This window comes from Paramicrobacterium fandaimingii, assembly GCF_011751745.2.
GTDB lineage: Bacteria > Actinomycetota > Actinomycetes > Actinomycetales > Microbacteriaceae > Paramicrobacterium > Paramicrobacterium fandaimingii.
Map to the genome: position 1 here is coordinate 1,746,986 of NZ_CP061170.1, position 16,348 is coordinate 1,763,333.

General features: G+C 62.2%; 17 protein-coding genes and 4 tRNA genes. 3 read left to right on the top strand and 18 right to left on the bottom strand.

Features of this window, described 5'->3' with window-relative positions:
• Positions 1–45 precede the first annotated feature (45 nt).
• From ruvB to HCR84_RS08520, 11 genes are all read right to left on the bottom strand, one after another.
• Complete coding sequence (gene ruvB / locus HCR84_RS08475; RefSeq protein ID WP_166983638.1) at positions 46–1,071, bottom strand: Holliday junction branch migration DNA helicase RuvB; 1,026 nt, start codon at positions 1,069–1,071, stop codon at positions 46–48.
• The gene (gene ruvA, locus HCR84_RS08480) at positions 1,068–1,685 is read right to left on the bottom strand and encodes a Holliday junction branch migration protein RuvA (protein ID WP_166983639.1); all 618 of its coding nucleotides are present in this window, start codon (positions 1,683–1,685) and stop codon (positions 1,068–1,070) included. The genes ruvB and ruvA overlap by 4 nt, the downstream gene beginning before the upstream one ends.
• Before the next feature lie 35 nt (positions 1,686–1,720).
• A complete protein-coding gene (ruvC, locus tag HCR84_RS08485) occupies positions 1,721–2,299 on the bottom strand; it encodes a crossover junction endodeoxyribonuclease RuvC (RefSeq protein ID WP_166983640.1) in 579 nt (192 codons plus the stop codon).
• A 3-nt stretch (positions 2,300–2,302) separates the two neighbouring features.
• Positions 2,303–3,064 (bottom strand): YebC/PmpR family DNA-binding transcriptional regulator, encoded by a 762-nt coding sequence (locus tag HCR84_RS08490; RefSeq protein ID WP_166983641.1) that lies wholly within the window; start codon positions 3,062–3,064, stop codon positions 2,303–2,305.
• Between the two features lie 68 nt (positions 3,065–3,132).
• Positions 3,133–3,732: a pyridoxal 5'-phosphate synthase glutaminase subunit PdxT gene (gene pdxT / locus HCR84_RS08495; protein ID WP_235940850.1), complete on the bottom strand. Its 600-nt coding sequence runs from the start codon at positions 3,730–3,732 to the stop codon at positions 3,133–3,135.
• Positions 3,722–4,624: a pyridoxal 5'-phosphate synthase lyase subunit PdxS gene (pdxS, locus tag HCR84_RS17635; RefSeq protein WP_235940851.1), complete on the bottom strand. Its 903-nt coding sequence runs from the start codon at positions 4,622–4,624 to the stop codon at positions 3,722–3,724. Before pdxS ends, pdxT begins: the two co-directional genes overlap by 11 nt.
• Positions 4,617–5,198: an HIT family protein gene (locus HCR84_RS08500; protein ID WP_166983643.1), complete on the bottom strand. Its 582-nt coding sequence runs from the start codon at positions 5,196–5,198 to the stop codon at positions 4,617–4,619. The genes pdxS and HCR84_RS08500 overlap by 8 nt, the downstream gene beginning before the upstream one ends.
• Entirely contained in the window at positions 5,195–7,120 is a 1,926-nt protein-coding gene (gene thrS / locus HCR84_RS08505; protein ID WP_166983879.1) for a threonine--tRNA ligase, read from the bottom strand. The genes HCR84_RS08500 and thrS overlap by 4 nt, the downstream gene beginning before the upstream one ends.
• A 160-nt stretch (positions 7,121–7,280) precedes the next feature.
• Positions 7,281–7,352: transfer RNA gene (locus HCR84_RS08510), tRNA-Val, on the bottom strand.
• 27 nt (positions 7,353–7,379) lie between these two features.
• A tRNA-Cys gene (locus HCR84_RS08515) sits at positions 7,380–7,450 on the bottom strand.
• Between the two features lie 56 nt (positions 7,451–7,506).
• Positions 7,507–7,578 (bottom strand) — tRNA-Gly (locus tag HCR84_RS08520).
• A gap of 170 nt (positions 7,579–7,748) precedes the next feature.
• Between HCR84_RS08520 and HCR84_RS08525 the strand changes: the two genes are divergently transcribed.
• Positions 7,749–7,821, top strand: a tRNA-Val gene (locus HCR84_RS08525).
• A 136-nt stretch (positions 7,822–7,957) separates the two neighbouring features.
• Here HCR84_RS08525 and HCR84_RS08530 read toward each other — a convergent pair.
• The 7 genes from HCR84_RS08530 to zapE form a co-directional block, all read right to left on the bottom strand.
• The gene (locus HCR84_RS08530) at positions 7,958–9,154 is read right to left on the bottom strand and encodes an aldo/keto reductase (protein WP_195706710.1); all 1,197 of its coding nucleotides are present in this window, start codon (positions 9,152–9,154) and stop codon (positions 7,958–7,960) included.
• Entirely contained in the window at positions 9,151–9,870 is a 720-nt protein-coding gene (locus HCR84_RS08535) for a TetR/AcrR family transcriptional regulator (RefSeq protein WP_166983645.1), read from the bottom strand. The genes HCR84_RS08530 and HCR84_RS08535 overlap by 4 nt, the downstream gene beginning before the upstream one ends.
• A gap of 172 nt (positions 9,871–10,042) precedes the next feature.
• The gene (locus tag HCR84_RS08540) at positions 10,043–10,777 is read right to left on the bottom strand and encodes an SDR family NAD(P)-dependent oxidoreductase (RefSeq protein WP_166983646.1); all 735 of its coding nucleotides are present in this window, start codon (positions 10,775–10,777) and stop codon (positions 10,043–10,045) included.
• Positions 10,778–10,787: 10 nt separating this feature from the next.
• Positions 10,788–11,957, bottom strand: coding sequence for an alanine racemase (locus HCR84_RS08545; RefSeq protein ID WP_166983647.1), 1,170 nt, complete (start codon positions 11,955–11,957; stop codon positions 10,788–10,790).
• Positions 11,958–12,029: 72 nt separating this feature from the next.
• Entirely contained in the window at positions 12,030–12,326 is a 297-nt protein-coding gene (locus HCR84_RS08550; RefSeq protein ID WP_166983648.1) for a hypothetical protein, read from the bottom strand.
• A 66-nt stretch (positions 12,327–12,392) separates the two neighbouring features.
• Positions 12,393–13,634, bottom strand: a complete 1,242-nt coding sequence (locus HCR84_RS08555) for an ammonium transporter (protein WP_166983880.1) — start codon at positions 13,632–13,634, stop codon at positions 12,393–12,395.
• A gap of 135 nt (positions 13,635–13,769) precedes the next feature.
• Complete coding sequence (gene zapE, locus HCR84_RS08560; RefSeq protein ID WP_166983649.1) at positions 13,770–14,810, bottom strand: cell division protein ZapE; 1,041 nt, start codon at positions 14,808–14,810, stop codon at positions 13,770–13,772.
• Between the two features lie 161 nt (positions 14,811–14,971).
• On the opposite strand from zapE, the gene HCR84_RS08565 reads away from it, so the two are divergent.
• Together HCR84_RS08565 and HCR84_RS08570 are read left to right on the top strand one after the other, a co-directional pair.
• A complete protein-coding gene (locus HCR84_RS08565; RefSeq protein WP_166983650.1) occupies positions 14,972–15,883 on the top strand; it encodes a sulfurtransferase in 912 nt (303 codons plus the stop codon).
• Between the two features lie 20 nt (positions 15,884–15,903).
• On the top strand, positions 15,904–16,347 hold the full coding sequence (locus HCR84_RS08570) for a SufE family protein (RefSeq protein WP_166983651.1): 444 nt from the start codon (positions 15,904–15,906) through the stop codon (positions 16,345–16,347).
• The last annotated feature ends 1 nt before the right edge of the window (position 16,348 follow it).

Below are 16,348 nucleotides of genomic sequence, written 5' to 3' on the forward strand. Positions count from 1 at the left end.
GTGTTTCACCGCTGATTGTGGGGACGGCCGGTGGGCCAGAGTCGATTATAGGGTATCGAGAGGTAGCGACTCCTGAGCAGCGGCTATGCCGAAGTGCTTATACGCAAGTTGTGTAGCCATTCGACCGCGTGGTGTACGCGTGATCAAGCCGATTCTCACGAGGAAAGGCTCGACGACGCTCTCGATCGTCTCTCCCTCTTCGCCGACGGAAACAGCGAGTGTGCTCAGTCCGACGGGGCCTCCACCGAACCGTGTGAGGATCGTGTTCATTACTGCGCGGTCGAGCCGGTCGAGCCCGAGCCCGTCGACATCGTAGAGACGCAACGCCGCTCTGACGGCGTCAACGTCACCAGACGTGTCGTGAACGAGCGCATAATCCCGCACACGTCGGAGGAGTCTGTTCGCAATTCGAGGAGTGCCGCGGCACCGACCAGCGATTTCGGCAATACCTTCCTTGTCGAGCTGGAAGTCAAGCATCGGAGCCGCTCGTTCAATCACCTTCGCGAGATCGTCATCGTCGTAGAACTCGAGATGAGCGGTGAAGCCGAACCGATCGCGGAGCGGATTGGGCAGAAGCCCCGAGCGCGTCGTTGCGCCAACAAGTGTGAACGGTGCCAGATCGAGGGGAACGGACGTGGCGCCGGCGCCCTTGCCGACCATGATGTCGATTCGAAAGTCTTCCATCGCGAGGTAAAGCATTTCTTCTGCCGAACGGGCCATGCGATGAATTTCGTCGATAAAGAGGACTTCGCCGGGAACCAGACTGGAAAGGACGGCAGCGAGATCTCCTGCGTGTTGAATTGCGGGCCCGCTGGATGTTCGCAGGGGGCGGCCTGACTCATGAGCGACGATCATGGCAAGTGTCGTCTTGCCCAGTCCGGGCGGACCGGCAAGCAGTATGTGATCCGGTGTTCGATTCTGCATGCCCGCCGCTTTGAGAAGAAGCTCGAGCTGTCCGCGCACCTTTGGCTGGCCGACGAATTCGGCGAGGCTCGCAGGCCGAAGCGCCCCCTCGAAGGCGAGCTCCGCCTCCGAGAGTACGTTTGACGATGTCAATTCCTGATCATTCACTGTCGGCCTCCCTTTGATGTCGCCGGGCCGAGTTGCGCGAGGGCAAGGCGCAGAAGGGTCTGCACGGGCGCAGATGCGAGGTCGGGTTGTGCGGAGAGAACGGACGTCAGCGCGGAGTCTGCGTCGCGTTCAGACCAGCCGAGCCCTGTGAGCGCGACGACGACGTCTGCGCCGTTCCCCTGTTTCGGAGAGACCGCATCTGTTGAGTACGCGAGCGACGTGACCTTGCCCGCCAGTGAAAGGATGATCAACTTCGCTGTCTTGGGGCCGATGCCGCTCACCGCACGGAACGCCTTATCGTCTTCGTTCTCGACGGCAGCCGCAACCTGGCCTGGCCCGAGCGCCGAGAGCACGCCCAGCGCCGACTTGGGGCCGACGCCATTGACGCGAAGCAACAATTCGAAAATCTCGAGCTGCTCGCTGGTCTCAAAACCAAAGAGACTCAACGCGTCTTCGCGAACGATCAGACTCGTGTGCACGAAAGCGGTCTCACCCGTGCGCAGAGCAAGCTCGTGTTCCGGCGTCACCTGAACGGCGAGACCGACCCCACCTACCTCAATGACGACGCTCCCACCACGTGCAGACAGAACCGTCCCGCGTACCGAAGAAATCACAATCCCAGCCTATGCCGTGAGTCCGACAGTGCGGTTCAGGCTCGCGGCGGTCCTCCCCGCCGTGAGGCGTGTTCAGCCGCAAGCCATGCCCGCTGAGCGGGCGTCTCGGCGGCCGTTCCCGCTGGCGTCACGGCGCTCCCGACTCGCCACGCGTGGCAGAGCGCCAGGGCAAGGGCATCCGCCGCGTCGGCCGGCGTTGGGGGCGCGGCGAGCCTCAGGATGCGGGTGACCATCGTCGCAACCTGCTTTTTGTCTGCGGAGCCATAGCCGGTGATTGCTGCTTTCACCTCGGACGGAGTGTGGTGTCCAACCCGAAGACCGCGCTTCGCTGCAGCGGCAAGAGCGATCCCGCTAGCCTGAGCCGTGCCCATGACAGTGCGCAGGTTGTGCTGAGCGAACACGCGCTCGACAGCGACGGCCTGTGGCGCGTACTGATCGAGAGCAGCGTCGATGCCTTCGGCGATCGTGAGCAGTCGTGACTCGATTTCGACGTCTGGGAAGCTCTTGATGACTCCAAAATGGACAAGTGTGGCTTCGCGATTCGGCGCAACGTCCACGACTCCGATGCCGCAGCGGGTGAGTCCAGGGTCGATGCCCAGCACACGAAGCGGCACTCGTCAGTCTTCGTCTTCTTCGAGCTGTGCTCGCACGTCGGGACTGATGTCGAAGTTGCTGTAGATATTCTGCACATCATCGGAGTCGTCGAGAGCGTCGATGAGCTTGAACACCTTGCGTGCGGTGTCGGCGTCGATCTCTACCTTGAGGTGCGGAACGAACGCGACATCTGCCGAGTTGTAATCGATGCCGGCCTCTTGCAGTGCCGTGCGGGCCGGAACCAGGTCGGTTGCCTCGGTGATGATCTCGAAGGTGTCGTCTTCAGACTGAACCTCTTCTGCTCCGGCATCGAGCACGGCTGCGAGCACATCATCTTCCGTCGTCTCCTCTTGGGGAACGACAATGAGGCCCTTGCGGCTGAAGTTGTATGACACGCTTCCTGGGTCAGCCATCGTCCCGCCATTGCGCGTCATGAGTGTGCGCACGTCAGCTGCAGCGCGATTCTTATTGTCGGTCAGACACTCGACAAGAAGGGCAACTCCGTTTGGCCCGTACCCCTCGTACATGATCGTCGTGTACTCGATGGTCTCGCCCGTGAGTCCAGCGCCCCGCTTGACGGCGCGATCGATGTTGTCGTTGGGAACGGATGTCTTCTTCGCCTTTTGGATGGCGTCTTGCAAGGTGGGGTTTCCCGCAAGATCCGGCCCGCCGATCTTGGCGGCAACCTCAATGTTCTTAATGAGCTTCGCGAACGACTTTGCACGCCGCTGATCGATGATCGCCTTCTTGTGCTTTGTCGTCGCCCATTTGGAGTGCCCTGACATGTGCTCCCTCACTGCGTCTTGTAAAGTACGGCCATTCTACGGTAGGTGGTTGACCGGCCCGCAGGCCCTCAGCCCATGCGACTTCGCACCCCTTCAACGAAGCGCTCGTGAAAGCGTCGCTCGCCTGATACCTCGGGGTGAAATGACGTTGCCATGACGTTGCCTTGTTCGACGGCGACAATGCGGCCTGTGCCGATCTGACTGAGCACGCGAACCTCGGGGCCCACGTCTGTGACCACAGGCGCCCTGATGAAGACGGCGTGTACGGGACGCTCCCCCAACTCGGGAATATCGAGGTCGGTCTCGAACGAGTCCGTCTGGGACCCAAACGCATTGCGCTGCACAGTGACATCGAGGCCGCCGAACGTGTGCTGGCCGTCAATCCCGTCAACCAGCCGCTCGGAGAGCATGATGAGGCCCGCGCACGTGCCGAAGACAGGGAGCCCACGCGCGATCGCACGTCTGATGGGATCCGCGACGCCGAACGTGCGGCTCAGCTTGTCAATGACGCTCGACTCCCCACCGGGAAGAACAAGTCCGTCAATCGCTGAGAGATCGGCGGCCGTTCGGACTTTCGTCACATCGACGTCGAGCTCGCTCAACGCCGATGTGTGCTCGCGCACGTCACCCTGAAGAGCGAGAACTCCGATTCGTGCCCTACCAGCCACGCTCGGACAAGCGGTGAGGAGCGGGAAGGTCGCTGACGTTGATTCCGACCATCGCCTCGCCGAGCCCGCGTGAGACGTCGGCAACGACTGAGGGGTCGTCGTAGAACGTCGTTGCCTTGACGATGGCGGATGCTCGCTGCTCGGGGTTTCCCGACTTGAAGATTCCCGAACCGACAAACACTCCATCGGCACCGAGCTGCATCATCATCGCTGCGTCTGCCGGCGTCGCGACGCCGCCCGCAGTGAAGAGGACGACGGGGAGCTTTCCTGTCTCGGCGATCTCCTCGACGAGCGCGTACGGCGCCTGGAGCTCTTTCGCCGCGACGTAGAGCTCGTCCTTCGACAGCGCTGTCAGCGCCCGAACCTCTGAGGTGATCTTGCGAATGTGCTTCGTGGCCTCCGAGACGTCCCCTGTGCCGGCCTCACCCTTGGATCTGATCATCGCCGCTCCCTCGTTGATGCGACGGAGCGCCTCACCAAGGTTCGTTGCCCCGCAGACGAACGGAACGGTGAAGTTCCATTTGTCGATGTGATTCACGTAGTCGGCCGGGCTGAGAACCTCTGACTCGTCAATGTAATCGACATCGAGCGCTTCAAGGATCTGAGCCTCGACGAAGTGGCCGATTCGTGCCTTCGCCATAACGGGGATTGAGACCTCAGCGACGATCGCATCGATGAGATCGGGGTCGCTCATGCGTGCGACGCCGCCCTGTGAGCGAATATCCGCGGGCACGCGCTCGAGAGCCATCACCGCGACGGCTCCCGCATCCTCCGCAATGCGTGCCTGCTCTGGGGTGACGACGTCCATGATGACGCCGCCCTTCAGCATTTCCGCGAGTCCGCGCTTGACGCGGCCCGTGCCGGTCTCGTTCTGCGAGTTGCTGTCAGTCATGATGCTCATTCTCCGTGTGATCGGGCTTCGGCCAAGCGGCCGCGAGTGTTTCGCGAACCTCGCCGAGAAGCTGTGGAAGTGCCTTGGTCTTGGCGATGATGGGTAGAAAATTGGAGTCCTGCGCCCAGCGCGGCACGATGTGCTGGTGCAGGTGCGCAGATATTCCGGCTCCGGCGACGGCCCCCTGGTTCATTCCGAGGTTGAACCCATCGTTGCCAGAGACGGCGCGGATGACGCGCATGGCAACCTGCGTCAGCTCTCCGATTTCAGCAACTTCTTCAGGAGTGGCCAAATCGTACGTCGAAATATGACGGTACGGGCACACCAGGAGGTGCCCGGAGTTATAGGGGAAGAGATTGCAGATGACGAACGCGTGGCGACCTCGCGCAACGATCAGCGAGTCGCTGTCGTCCATGCTGGGGGCACGGCAAAACGGGCAGTCATTGGTCTCGGGCTCGCCCTGCCGAATGTAGACCATACGGTGCGGTGTCCACAGCCGCTGAAACTCGTCTGGGACGCCAACGAGATGGAACTGCTCGGCTGACTCCGCCTGAACATCCTGAGGCTCAGTCATGCAGACCACGCCGTCGTCACGTGCTCGTGAGACTGAATGCTCGCGATGATCTTGGATACGGCGTCGTCGACAGCAACGCCGTTGAGCTGGGTTCCATCTCGGAATCGGAAGCTGACGTTTCCGTTCGAGCGGTCTTCCTCGCCGGCGATCAGCAGAAATGGAACCTTTTGCTTGGTGTGCGTGCGAATCTTCTTCTGCATGCGATCGTCGGAATGGTCGATCTCAATGCGAACCCCGTGCTCCTTCAAGCGACTGGCGATCTTGTCGAGGTACGGCCCAAATTCTTCGGCGACGGGGATTCCGACAACTTGCACGGGCGCGAGCCAGACGGGGAATGCTCCGGCGTAGTGCTCGAGAAGGATTGCAAAGAACCTCTCGATCGAGCCGAGCAAGGCACGATGGATCATCGTCGGTTGCTTGCGCGTTCCATCGGCGGCCGTGTACTCAAGCTCGAAGAGCTCGGGCTGATTGAAGTCAAGCTGAACTGTGGAAAGCTGCCAGGTTCGGCCGATGGCGTCTCGGGCCTGAACCGAGATCTTCGGGCCGTAGAACGCGGCACCGCCCGGATCGTCGACAAGCTCAAGGCCGGATTCGAGGGCGACCTGGCGAAGGGTCTCGGTCGCGTCATTCCACGCGTCGTCTGTGCCCACCGATTTCTCAGGGTCCCTCGTTGACAGCTCAAGGTAGAAATCGTCGAGGCCGTAGCCGCGCAGAGTCTCGAGGACAAATTCAAGCTGCCTGGCGACCTCGGGTTTGATCTGGTTGTCTGTCACATAGATGTGCGCATCGTCTTGGGTCAGTCCGCGGACTCGTGTCAGCCCCGAGAGCGTTCCGCTTTTCTCGTAGCGGTAGACGGTGCCGAACTCAGCGAGTCGCAGCGGCAGCTCGCGGTAGCTGCGACCTCGTGCCCGGTAGATGAGATTATGCATCGGGCAGTTCATGGGTTTGAGATAGTAATCCTGGCCCTGTTTCACCACCGTGCCATCAGCATCGGTCACCTCGTCGAGGTGCATCGGCGGGAACATGCCGTCTCTGTACCAGTTCAAGTGCTGGCTGATCTCGTAGAGGTGACCCTTGGTGATGTGAGGTGTGTTGACAAGCTCGTAGTCATTTTCGACGAGACGCTTGCGCATATAGTCTTCGATTTCGGCCCGGATGATTCCACCCTTCGGGTGGAAGACCGCGAGCCCTGACCCGATTTCGTCAGGGAAGCTGAACAGATCGAGCTCCGCGCCCAAACGACGATGGTCCCTTTTCGCAGCCTCTTCGAGCCGAGTCTTATACGCCCGAAGCTCGTCTTTGGTTGGCCAGGCGGTTCCGTAGATCCGCTGCAGCTGCGGGTTCTTCTCAGAGCCGCGCCAATACGCCGCGGCGACGCGCATGAGCGAGAAGCCGTTGCCGATCAGTCGCGTCGAGGGAAGGTGAGGGCCTCGACAGAGGTCTTTCCACACCGTCTCCCCCGTCTTCGGGTCGACGTTGTCGTAAATCGTGAGGTCAGCGCCGCCGACTTCGACATTCTCGTTCTCGTTTCCGGCCGACGCCCCAGCACCCTTGAGCCCGATGAGTTCGAGTTTGTATGGCTCTGCTGCGAGCTCGGTGCGTGCGCCATCGTCCGTCACAACACGGCGTTCAAACCGCTGTCCCTGCTTGATGATGCGTTCCATCGCCTTCTGCAGAGCTTTGAGATCATCGGGAGTGAAGGGCTCAGCGACATCGAAGTCATAGTAGAAACCATCGGTGATGGGCGGGCCGATCCCGAGCTTTGCCTCCGGATTGACCTGCTGTACCGCTTGTGCGAGGACGTGTGCCGCCGAGTGGCGAAGGATGTTCAGGCCGTCAGGAGAAGCCACAGTAACCGGCTCGACATCGTCTGTCTCCGTCACCGTCGTTGCGAGGTCCTTGAGCTCGCCGTTGACGCGCATGGCGACAACGGAACGGTCGGGAAACAGATCGAAACCGTCTGACACCGGTACTCACTCCTTGGCTTGCTATCACTGACCCTGACAACTTTAGCCGCCCTGGGCCGTGTGCCGGACCGCAGCGACACAAAACCCCCCGGCGAGAGGCCGAGGGGTTTTTCTGTGCGCGATACTGGGATCGAACCAGTGACCTCTTCCGTGTCAGGGAAGCGCGCTACCGCTGCGCCAATCGCGCCCGTTAGGGCTATTCACTTTTGAGTCGAGGTGGCGACGGGATTCGAACCCGTGTGGACGGCTTTGCAGGCCGCTGCCTCGCCTCTCGGCCACGCCACCGCGTGTGGGCAAACCCACAGGCCGTAACCAGCCTTGAGACTGATCCTCAGCACTCGAGCGGATGACGAGATTCGAACTCGCGACCCTCACCTTGGCAAGGTGATGCGCTACCACTGCGCCACATCCGCATTGCTCGCATTTCTGCGTGCTCAAAAACTGTAACCGAAATGTCTGCGAATGTTCAAACTGGCGCATCTCGCGCGTGTCGTCTTCTGCCCGAGCAAAACCGCGGCTTCGATTGTGCGTGCCGAAACTTTCTCGGTTAGTATCGAGTGTCGTTCCGGCACGTTGCCGGTTCGGGCGATTGGCGCAGTTGGTAGCGCGCTTCCTTCACACGGAAGAGGTCATCAGTTCGAGTCTGGTATCGCCCACCCAATGTCGGATGTTCAAACCCGCGACATGAATGAGTCGAGCATCCGATCCGCTTGGTGGACGGCGTCGTAGGCCAGCGCATCGGCGTGGAGATCTGGCTGAACAGCCCGTCAAAGGGATCGCCTGGCTCCGCCTTTACTGTGTCGGCGCCGTCGGCCTCGTAGACTCGGTGATAGCGCGCTGCTTGTCGATGGCCTCGGTCGCTTGAGTAGACATGGTGTCGAGTCTCGCGTTCGCCTCGTCTTCGACAGCGGTGAGTGCTTTCACCTCGTCATCTGTGAGCTGCGGGGCGAGTGTCGCGGCTCGGACGTTCTCCTGGAGGTGACTCGGCGACGCGGTGCCCGGAATGGGGATGACGGCGGGAGAGCGCCGCAGGAGCCACGCCAGAGCAATGGTCGTCGTGGGGGCGTCGAGTCTGCGGGCTGGCGCGATGAGCGCATCGAGGTTCGCGAGAGTTCCGGTGGCGAGGGGGAAATAGGGAACGAAGGCGATCTCGTCACGTTCGCATGCAGACAGGACACCAACGCCGCTGCGATCGAGCAGGTTGAAGCGGTTTTGCACGGCGGCGATTGGGGTGATGCGTCTGGCGCGTTCAAGCATGGTTGGGGAGGCTCCGGAGATGCCGATGTGGCGAACCTTGCCCGCCTCGCGTAGCTCGACGAGGGTGCCGAGGGAGTCCTCCAGCGGAACGCCCTCGGCGATGGCGCCAGCGCGATCGGTGCTGTCACCCCAGAGTCGCAGGTAGGTGAGCGGACTGATGTCGGTACGCAGATCCAGCAGCGCGTCCTCAACTTGCGTTCGGATGGTCTCAGGACGGCTGTCGGTGAGCCATTCACCGCGGGGGCCGCGCGATGCGCCGACCTTGTTACCGACAACGATCTCCTCGTTGAAGGGCGCGAGGGCCCGTCCGATGAGCTGGTTGACGGTCCGAGGGCCGTAAGCATTGGCGGTGTCGAAGAACCGCACGCCGAGCTCGACGGCGTGCCTCAGAATCGCGATCGCCCCGTTTACGTCTTCCGGTAAGCCAATCACACCGGGGCCGCGCGATGCGCCGACCTTGTTACCGACAACGATCTCCTCGTTGAAGGGCGCGAGGGCCCGTCCGATGAGCTGGTTGACGGTCCGAGGGCCGTAAGCATTGGCGGTGTCGAAGAACCGCACGCCGAGCTCGACGGCGTGCCTCAGAATCGCGATCGCCCCGTTTACGTCTTCCGGTAAGCCAATCACACCGGGGCCGCTCAAGCGCATCGTCCCATAGCCGATGCGCGGTACGCGGTACTGGCCGCCAAGCAGATGGGTGCTGTCGGCAGGGTATGTTGTGGTGCTGGTCATCGTATGGATCCTTTCCGTGAGGGTGACGAGACTGGTGCAACCTGCTCGGCGTCGGGCGCGGTAGCGAGCACGGCCAACCATTGGCGCAACAGCGACGCCTCCGCGGGAGTGAATGATGTGCCCGGTGAAGGCATCCGGGCAAGGAGCGCTCGCGCCGCCTGCTCCTGGCTGATCTCGTCGCGCGGCTGTCCAGTGATCTGCTCGATGAGGCCGGCGCGGATATGCTGGGCCCACGATGCCGTCGGGGCTGCGTGCAGGCGGTTCAGCATAGTGACGCAGCCGATGGCCGTGGCTGTCGTTGTTGCTGCGGCATCCTCGACGGACACCCGTAGCAGGCCTTCCGCGGCGAGTCGTTGAAGACCGCGTCGGAGTTCAGCGTCGGCCGTGGCTGCGGCTCGTGACAGATGCGGACCGTACATGAGGGCATAGAGCATCGGATTGGCCACCCCGAATTCGATGTGCAGGTCCCAGCCGGCCGCGAAATCGGCTAGGAGATCTCCGGTACGCAGCATCCCGTGTTTTCGCTCTAGGTAGTCGGCAAAGGCCTGCTCGACGACGATGTCGAGCAGGCCCTCCTTGGTACCGAAGTGGTGATAGAGCGTCGGCGCGGCGACGCCGGCAGCCTGATACAGCTCGCGTGTGCTCGGCTCACGCTCGGGGTGCTGGGACAGCAGCGTCGTCGCGGCGTTGAGTAGACGTTCTCGACCAGATTTCACGTATATCGACGATATACGCAAAGCCCCGGTTTATCTACTGTCGATCTAGACGGTGCGAACATTGTCATCGGATTCGCACAGAGGCGTTCCGCAGATCGGTGATCCCCTCGCACAAGCCGAGCTCGCCCTTCCTGCTCAGAACGGAAAGAGAGAGTCGCCTGGCGCGGGCTGCTCAGGCCGCCGTATACCCGCCGTCGATTGGCAGCACCGCACCGGTGATGTACGACGCCGCCGGCGATCCGAGAAAGTAGATCGCCTCTGCGACCTCTGCGGGCTCGGCGAGTCGTCCGAGAGGGATTGTCGCGGCCTGCTCTGCGCGGTTTTGCTCAGGGTTCGGATGCTTCTGGATCCACGATTCGATCACGGGAGTGACGGTCAGACCCGGAGCGGCGACGTTCACGCGGATGTTGCGGGGCGCAAGTTCGACGGCAGCGCCCTTCGCCAGCATGATGAGGCCGCCTTTTGCCGCGGAATACATCACCTGACCGGAAATGCCGGCAATGCCGAGCCGAGACGCAACGCAGACGATGGCGCCGCCGTCTGACATGTGCGTCGCTGCGTGCTTGATGACACTGAAGACGCTGAGAACGTTTGCATCGAGAAGCGCCCGCGCGTCGGCGAGCGACATCGCCGTCAGCGGCCCTTCCTGCTGAAGCCCGTGAACGAGCAGCACGGCGTCAAGACCGCCGAGTTCCGCGACCGCGCGCTCGACGAGGTCAGTGACAAACTTCTCATCGGAAAGGTCACCGGGAAGGTAGAGCTCGTTATCCCTCAGCGACAGCGTGGGAGAACGGCGTCTGCCGGTGAGAACGAGCCGCGCGCCATCCCTCCTGCAGCGCTCGACGACAGCTTCGCCGATTCCGCTCGATGCGCCTGTGATGAGTACACGCAACGTCCCGGTTTCCATGTGACCCTCCTCAATTCAGCCGTCCGCGTGCCGATACCGGCCACATCTCGCAGCCGCCGTCCGGCATCACAACCGTCAGCTCGTCGAAGCTGTTCACGACGGGACACACGTGGTTCGGCAAAACAGGCACCATCGTGCCGACAGGGAGCTGCGGCTCGTCGACAGGGAGCCTGAGGTACCCGTGATATTCATTCAGCTTGTGCAGTCGGTAGCCGAGGCCCGCTACGACTCCGAAGCCGCGATCGGGGTCTCCCTCGCGACCGATTGCTTTCGACCCCACATCGAGAATCGCACGACCTGGCTCCTGTGCGCTCACCACCGTCGCTGCAACGAACAGCGCGATGTCTGCCTCGCGACATGCACCGAGTCGGAGGTTGTCGCCGTCGTTGAAGACGTACTCCCCCGGTCGAATCTCCGTGATCACGCGATCCGTCGAGAATTCCGCCGTCGGGGTCGACCCCGCGCTGACGACGTCGGCCGTGAGTCCCACTGCGTCAAAGCTGCGCACTGCCTCGGTGAGAGCCTCGCCCTGATCACGAGCGGCATGCTCGCGAGCACCCGGTGTTCCGCCATGTCCCGGGTATGTGTACACACCGGCCACGAAGAAGCCGAGCTCGGTCGCGTAACGCGCAAGTGCGCCCGCCTGAGAGGGAGCAACGCCGGATCGCCCTGCTCCGCACTCGATCTCGACGATCAGAGAGACAGCCGCACGTCGCTCACCGAGTGCCGCGAGGAGTATGTCGGCAGCAGCCCTGCTCTCCACGCCGATGCTCAGTTTCGTTCGGTCCGCCAGCGATCGAAGCCGCTGCTCTTTGGTGCCCGAGGCCCAGAGCGGGTAAGCAATGAAGATGTCTGCCACTCCGGCATTCGCGAACACTTCGGCTTCACCCACCGTGCCCGCCGTGATTCCGCGTGCACCCGCCGCCAACTGCAGACGCCCGATCTCCACGCTCTTGTGCGTCTTGACGTGCGGACGCAGGTTCTTGCCATGGGAATCGGCGAATCGCTGCATGCGTGCGATATTGTCGCTCAGCGTGTCGTGGAGCACGATCGCTGCCGGGCTCTCCCGCAGACGAACATTGCCCGCCAGAATGCCAGCGAATCGATGCACGATGAACCACCCCCACCCGAGCGTCGGTGCGAGGATGTCGTCGTCTGACTTTTCAGCGACGCCGCCCATGCGGGCTCCCTCGCCTCGATGTGGCGATTCTCTCATGGGCGGTGACGTCTGCTAAGAGGCTCGCGAAAACGGCTACGGCTCGGCAATGAGAATGCCCATGCTGACGCACTCCTCCGGAACCTGCGCTCTCAATGCGTCGCGTGCGCTCGTGTAGTCGGCCCCGGTAGCCTCGATCGGGGTCACAGCGGTCGAGCGGATGATTCCTGTCACGCGAGTGCCGCCATCGATCTTGCCGATGTCGAGCTGAATGATCTCGAACCCGTCGGGAACGGTCTGCTCGATCATCGTGCGAGCTTCAGTGACTTCGGCAGCATCCTGTGTGATTTGGTCGGTTTGAGTGGTGCGGTAGGCGCTGACAAGTCGGGTCATATCACCAGCGTAACGAGGTGTTCCGGCCCGCATGACGCGACGGGCCGGAACACCGGGGAACGCTGATCAGACTCTCTCGCGTACGTCCATGTCGTAGGCGCTCTCTCCGTGAACGGAGTTATCGACGCCGGCAACCTCTGCATCGGGCTCCAGGCGAAACCCGATTGTCTTCTCAATGACGGTGCCGACGATCCAGGCGATGACGAAGCTGTACCCGAGAACCGCGATTGCCGCGATGAGCTGAAGCGTGATCTGCTGAAGCCCGCCCCCGAGAAACAATCCGGTTCCCGTGGCAAAGAACCCAAGGTAGAGCGTGCCGATCAATCCTCCAACCAGGTGGATGCCGACGACATCGAGCGTGTCGTCGTAACCGAGCCGGAATTTGAGCTCGACGGCGAGGGCGCACACGGTGCCGGTGAGGGCTCCGAGCAGCAGCGACCATCCTGGTGTGAGGTTCGCGCAGGCGGGGGTGATGGCGACAAGCCCGGAGACCGCACCGGATGCCGCGCCGACAGATGTGGACTTGCCGTCTTTGACCCGCTCGACGATGAGCCAGCCGATGATCGCGGCTGCCGTTGCACCGAGTGTGTTCACAGTGATCAGTCCGACGCCGGCGAGCCCGTTCGTCCATTCGGCGCCAGCGTTGAACCCGAACCAGCCGAACCACAGGATGGCTGCGCCGAGAAGTACGAGCGGCACGTTGTGCGGCTTGTCAGCGCCTTTGGCGAATGTTGACCGCTTTCCGAGCACGAGAACGAGCGCGAGTGCTGCCGCCCCCGCATTGATATGCACTGCTGTTCCGCCCGCGTAGTCGATGACGGCTGCGGCGCTGTCTTCCCCGAACAGAATCGTGCCGAGGTTGAGGATCCATCCTCCACCCCACACCCATGCGGCAACGGGGAAGTACACGAGAGTCGCCCACACGCCGGCAAACAGCATCCATGACCCGAACCGTGCGCGATCGGCAATCGCCCCCGAGATGAGCGCGACGGTGATGATGGCGAATGTCGCGCTGTATGCCGAGCCGAGCAGATCGGTGTTCGCGGTCTCGCCTGACGCGAGCGAGGTCAGACCGAGATCATCGAGCGGGTTTCCCGAGAAGTCCCAGAGGCCAGTGACAGTGCTCATGCTTGCGCCGTAGAGCACCCACAGCACGCCAATCAGGGCGAGAGCCCCAAAGCTCATCATCATCATGCTGACGACGCTCTTTGCCTTGACAAGGCCTCCGTAGAAGAAGGCGACTCCTGGCGTCATGAGGAGCACGAGCGCCGTGGCTGTGACGGCCCACGCAATGCTTCCGGTGTCCATATTCTCTGCCTCTCGGTGGTGCGAGCCGACGGCGATCGTCGCCGGTGCACTCAGCTTCGGGCGGGAATGTTTCACCGGGAGGCAGTCCCTGTTTCCATACGGTGACAGATGTGCCCGTTCTGTGAACGGCAGGTTTCAGGATGCGGTGGAGAGCGAGATCATCCGCGACATGGCACGCAGATATTTTTTGCGGAATCCACCGGAGAGCATCTCGTCAGAGAACACGGTGTCGAGCGGGATGCCACTGACGAAAAGGGGAATCTGCGCGTCGTAGACGCGGTCGATAAATGCTACGAGACGCAGTGCCGATGCCTGAGAGTCAAGCTTCGCCGAGTTTCTGATGGCAATCGCGTCGACGTCGTCGAGAAGCCGGATGAACCGCGAGGGATGCACGACGGCAAGATGCTCGATGAGGGCCCGGAAGTCGTCGTCGGTCATGGTGGTCTCGGATGCCGCCGCACGCTCAAGTGCCGTGTCGATCTCGTCGTCGGTCACCGTGACGCAGTTTCCTTCAATCGCTCGTCTGCGGTAGTCGGTGCCGTCGATGCGCAGCGTCTCGAACGTGCTGGAGAGCGAGTGGATCTCGCGCAGGAAGTCCTGGGCGGCGAACCTGCCTTCGCCGAGCGCATTGGGCGGAGTGTTCGATGTGGCTGCCAAACGGGTGCCCGACGCGGCCAGCTCTGTGAGCAGCCGTGTCATCATCATCGTGTCGCCCGGGTCATCGAGCTCGAACTCGTCGATGCAGATGAGTGACGATCCGGTCAGAAGTGACATGGTGCCGACGTAGCCGAGTGCGCCGACGAGCGCCGTGTACTCGATGAAGGTGCCGAAGTACTTCTTCGTTCCCGGCTCGGCATGCCAGAGCGCTGCCAGAAGATGCGTCTTGCCGACGCCGAAGCCGCCATCGAGGTACACGCCGGGCTTCAGAGCATCCTGCTTGGGCTTGCGCGAGAAGAGCTTCGCCTTCTTCGGCGTCTGTCCCGCAGAAAACGTGCGCAGATAGTCGACGGCGGCCTGCTGAGATGGGTATTCGCTGTCTGGGCGGTACGAATCGAAGCGTGCCGTCGCGAACTGGGGAGGCGGAGCGAGGTTCGCTGCGAGGTCTTCCCCCGACATTTCAGGACGTCGATCGACGAGGTGTTTGAGCGTCCCGGCGTGTGACGGGGGAATATTCATCGGGTGAGAAACCTTCATGTGAATGCGGGCTGCCAGCTTGTGTCAGACTCTTACGCTGACGCACGACAACTCTCAGCCCGCGAGCGTATCGTCGGGCATGACAGCATCCAGCTTAACCGCTGTGATCGCGTGTGACCGGGGACCATCTCAGAGGAGGAACGATGACGGTTGAGGCCGATGCAGGTACAGAGAAGTTCGCGGGTTATGCAGACCCAACGCGGCTCGTCAGCACAGAGTGGCTTCAAACGCACCTCGGTTCCCCCGGTCTCGTGATCGTCGAGTCAGACGAAGATGTTCTGCTCTATGAGACGGGGCACATTCCCGGCTCCGTCAAGATCGACTGGCACACAGAGCTCAACGACTCGGTGACGCGGGACTACGTCGACGGCGACGGGTTCGCGACCCTGCTCAGCCGCAAGGGAATCTCTCGCGACGATACCGTCGTCATCTACGGCGACAAGAGCAACTGGTGGGCAGCGTACGCCCTGTGGGTGTTCAGCCTCTTCGGGCACGCGGACGTTCGCCTGCTGGACGGCGGCAGAGATAAGTGGATCTCGGAGGGGCGCGAGATCACGACGGCTGCAGCGAACAGGGCAGCGACGAACTATCCCGTCGTGGCGCGCGACGATTCGACGCTGCGTGCGTACCGTGACGATGTGCTCGCGCACTTCGGACATCCGCTCATCGACGTGAGGTCGCCAGAGGAGTATCGCGGCGACCGAACGACGGCCCCGGCCTACCCAGAAGAGGGAGCAATGCGCGCCGGACATATTCCGAGCGCAGCCAGCGTCCCGTGGGGCAAGGCTGTGGCGGACGACGGCACGTTCTTGCCCGTTGGGGCGCTCGAATCCGTGTATCGCGATGGTGCGGGTCTGAGCGACAGCGACGACGTGATCGCCTACTGCCGCATCGGTGAGCGTTCGAGCCACACGTGGTTTGTGCTTCGCCACCTGCTCGGGCTGTCAAACGTGCGCAACTACGATGGCTCGTGGACGGAATGGGGCAGTTCTGTCGGCGTTCCGATCGTTCTCGGTGACGACCGCGGCGACGCACCACAGCCCCGACGCTCATAACGCGGAGAGGATCATTACTCATGGCTGACAGTGCTCTGACCGATGCGTTGGCGGAGATTCGCGACGAGTTTCTTGAGCTCGAGAAGCAGGACCGCCTTCTTCTGCTGCTTGACTTTGCAAACGAGCTGCCCGATCTCCCTGAGCGGTACACAGACCACCCCGACTTGCTCGAGCGCGTCGTCGAATGTCAGTCCCCGGTTTTCCTGACCGTGGAGGTCGAGCAGGGCGCTGTCTCCGTCATCGCGTCTGCGGCGAAAGAGGCACCGACGACGCGCGGCTTCGCCAGCATCCTCGCTCAGGGAATCAAAGGACTCCGTCCAGACGACGTTCTCGCCATTCCCGGCGATTTTCCGCAGATGCTTGGGCTCGGCAGAGCCGTCTCCCCTCTTCGCCTGAGCGGAATGAGCGGCATGCTCGCGCGCATCAAACGTCAGGTTCGCGAGAAGGCGGATATCGCAGGCTGAC

Coding starts and splice junctions, on each gene's coding strand:
- HCR84_RS08490 (WP_166983641.1), bottom strand. CDS start 3,064: ATGTCAGGGCACTCCAAATGGGCGACGACAAAGCACAAGAAGGCGATC.
- pdxS (WP_235940851.1), bottom strand. CDS start 4,624: ATGACTGACAGCAACTCGCAGAACGAGACCGGCACGGGCCGCGTCAAG.
- HCR84_RS08500 (WP_166983643.1), bottom strand. CDS start 5,198: ATGACTGAGCCTCAGGATGTTCAGGCGGAGTCAGCCGAGCAGTTCCAT.
- thrS (WP_166983879.1), bottom strand. CDS start 7,120: ATGCGCGTCAACGGCGAGCTCAAGGACCTCGCAACGACGGTGACGGAG.
- HCR84_RS08530 (WP_195706710.1), bottom strand. CDS start 9,154: ATGACCAGCACCACAACATACCCTGCCGACAGCACCCATCTGCTTGGC.
- HCR84_RS08540 (WP_166983646.1), bottom strand. CDS start 10,777: ATGGAAACCGGGACGTTGCGTGTACTCATCACAGGCGCATCGAGCGGA.
- HCR84_RS08545 (WP_166983647.1), bottom strand. CDS start 11,957: ATGGGCGGCGTCGCTGAAAAGTCAGACGACGACATCCTCGCACCGACG.
- HCR84_RS08550 (WP_166983648.1), bottom strand. CDS start 12,326: ATGACCCGACTTGTCAGCGCCTACCGCACCACTCAAACCGACCAAATC.
- HCR84_RS08555 (WP_166983880.1), bottom strand. CDS start 13,634: ATGGACACCGGAAGCATTGCGTGGGCCGTCACAGCCACGGCGCTCGTG.
- zapE (WP_166983649.1), bottom strand. CDS start 14,810: ATGAATATTCCCCCGTCACACGCCGGGACGCTCAAACACCTCGTCGAT.
- HCR84_RS08565 (WP_166983650.1), top strand. CDS start 14,972: ATGACGGTTGAGGCCGATGCAGGTACAGAGAAGTTCGCGGGTTATGCA.
- HCR84_RS08570 (WP_166983651.1), top strand. CDS start 15,904: ATGGCTGACAGTGCTCTGACCGATGCGTTGGCGGAGATTCGCGACGAG.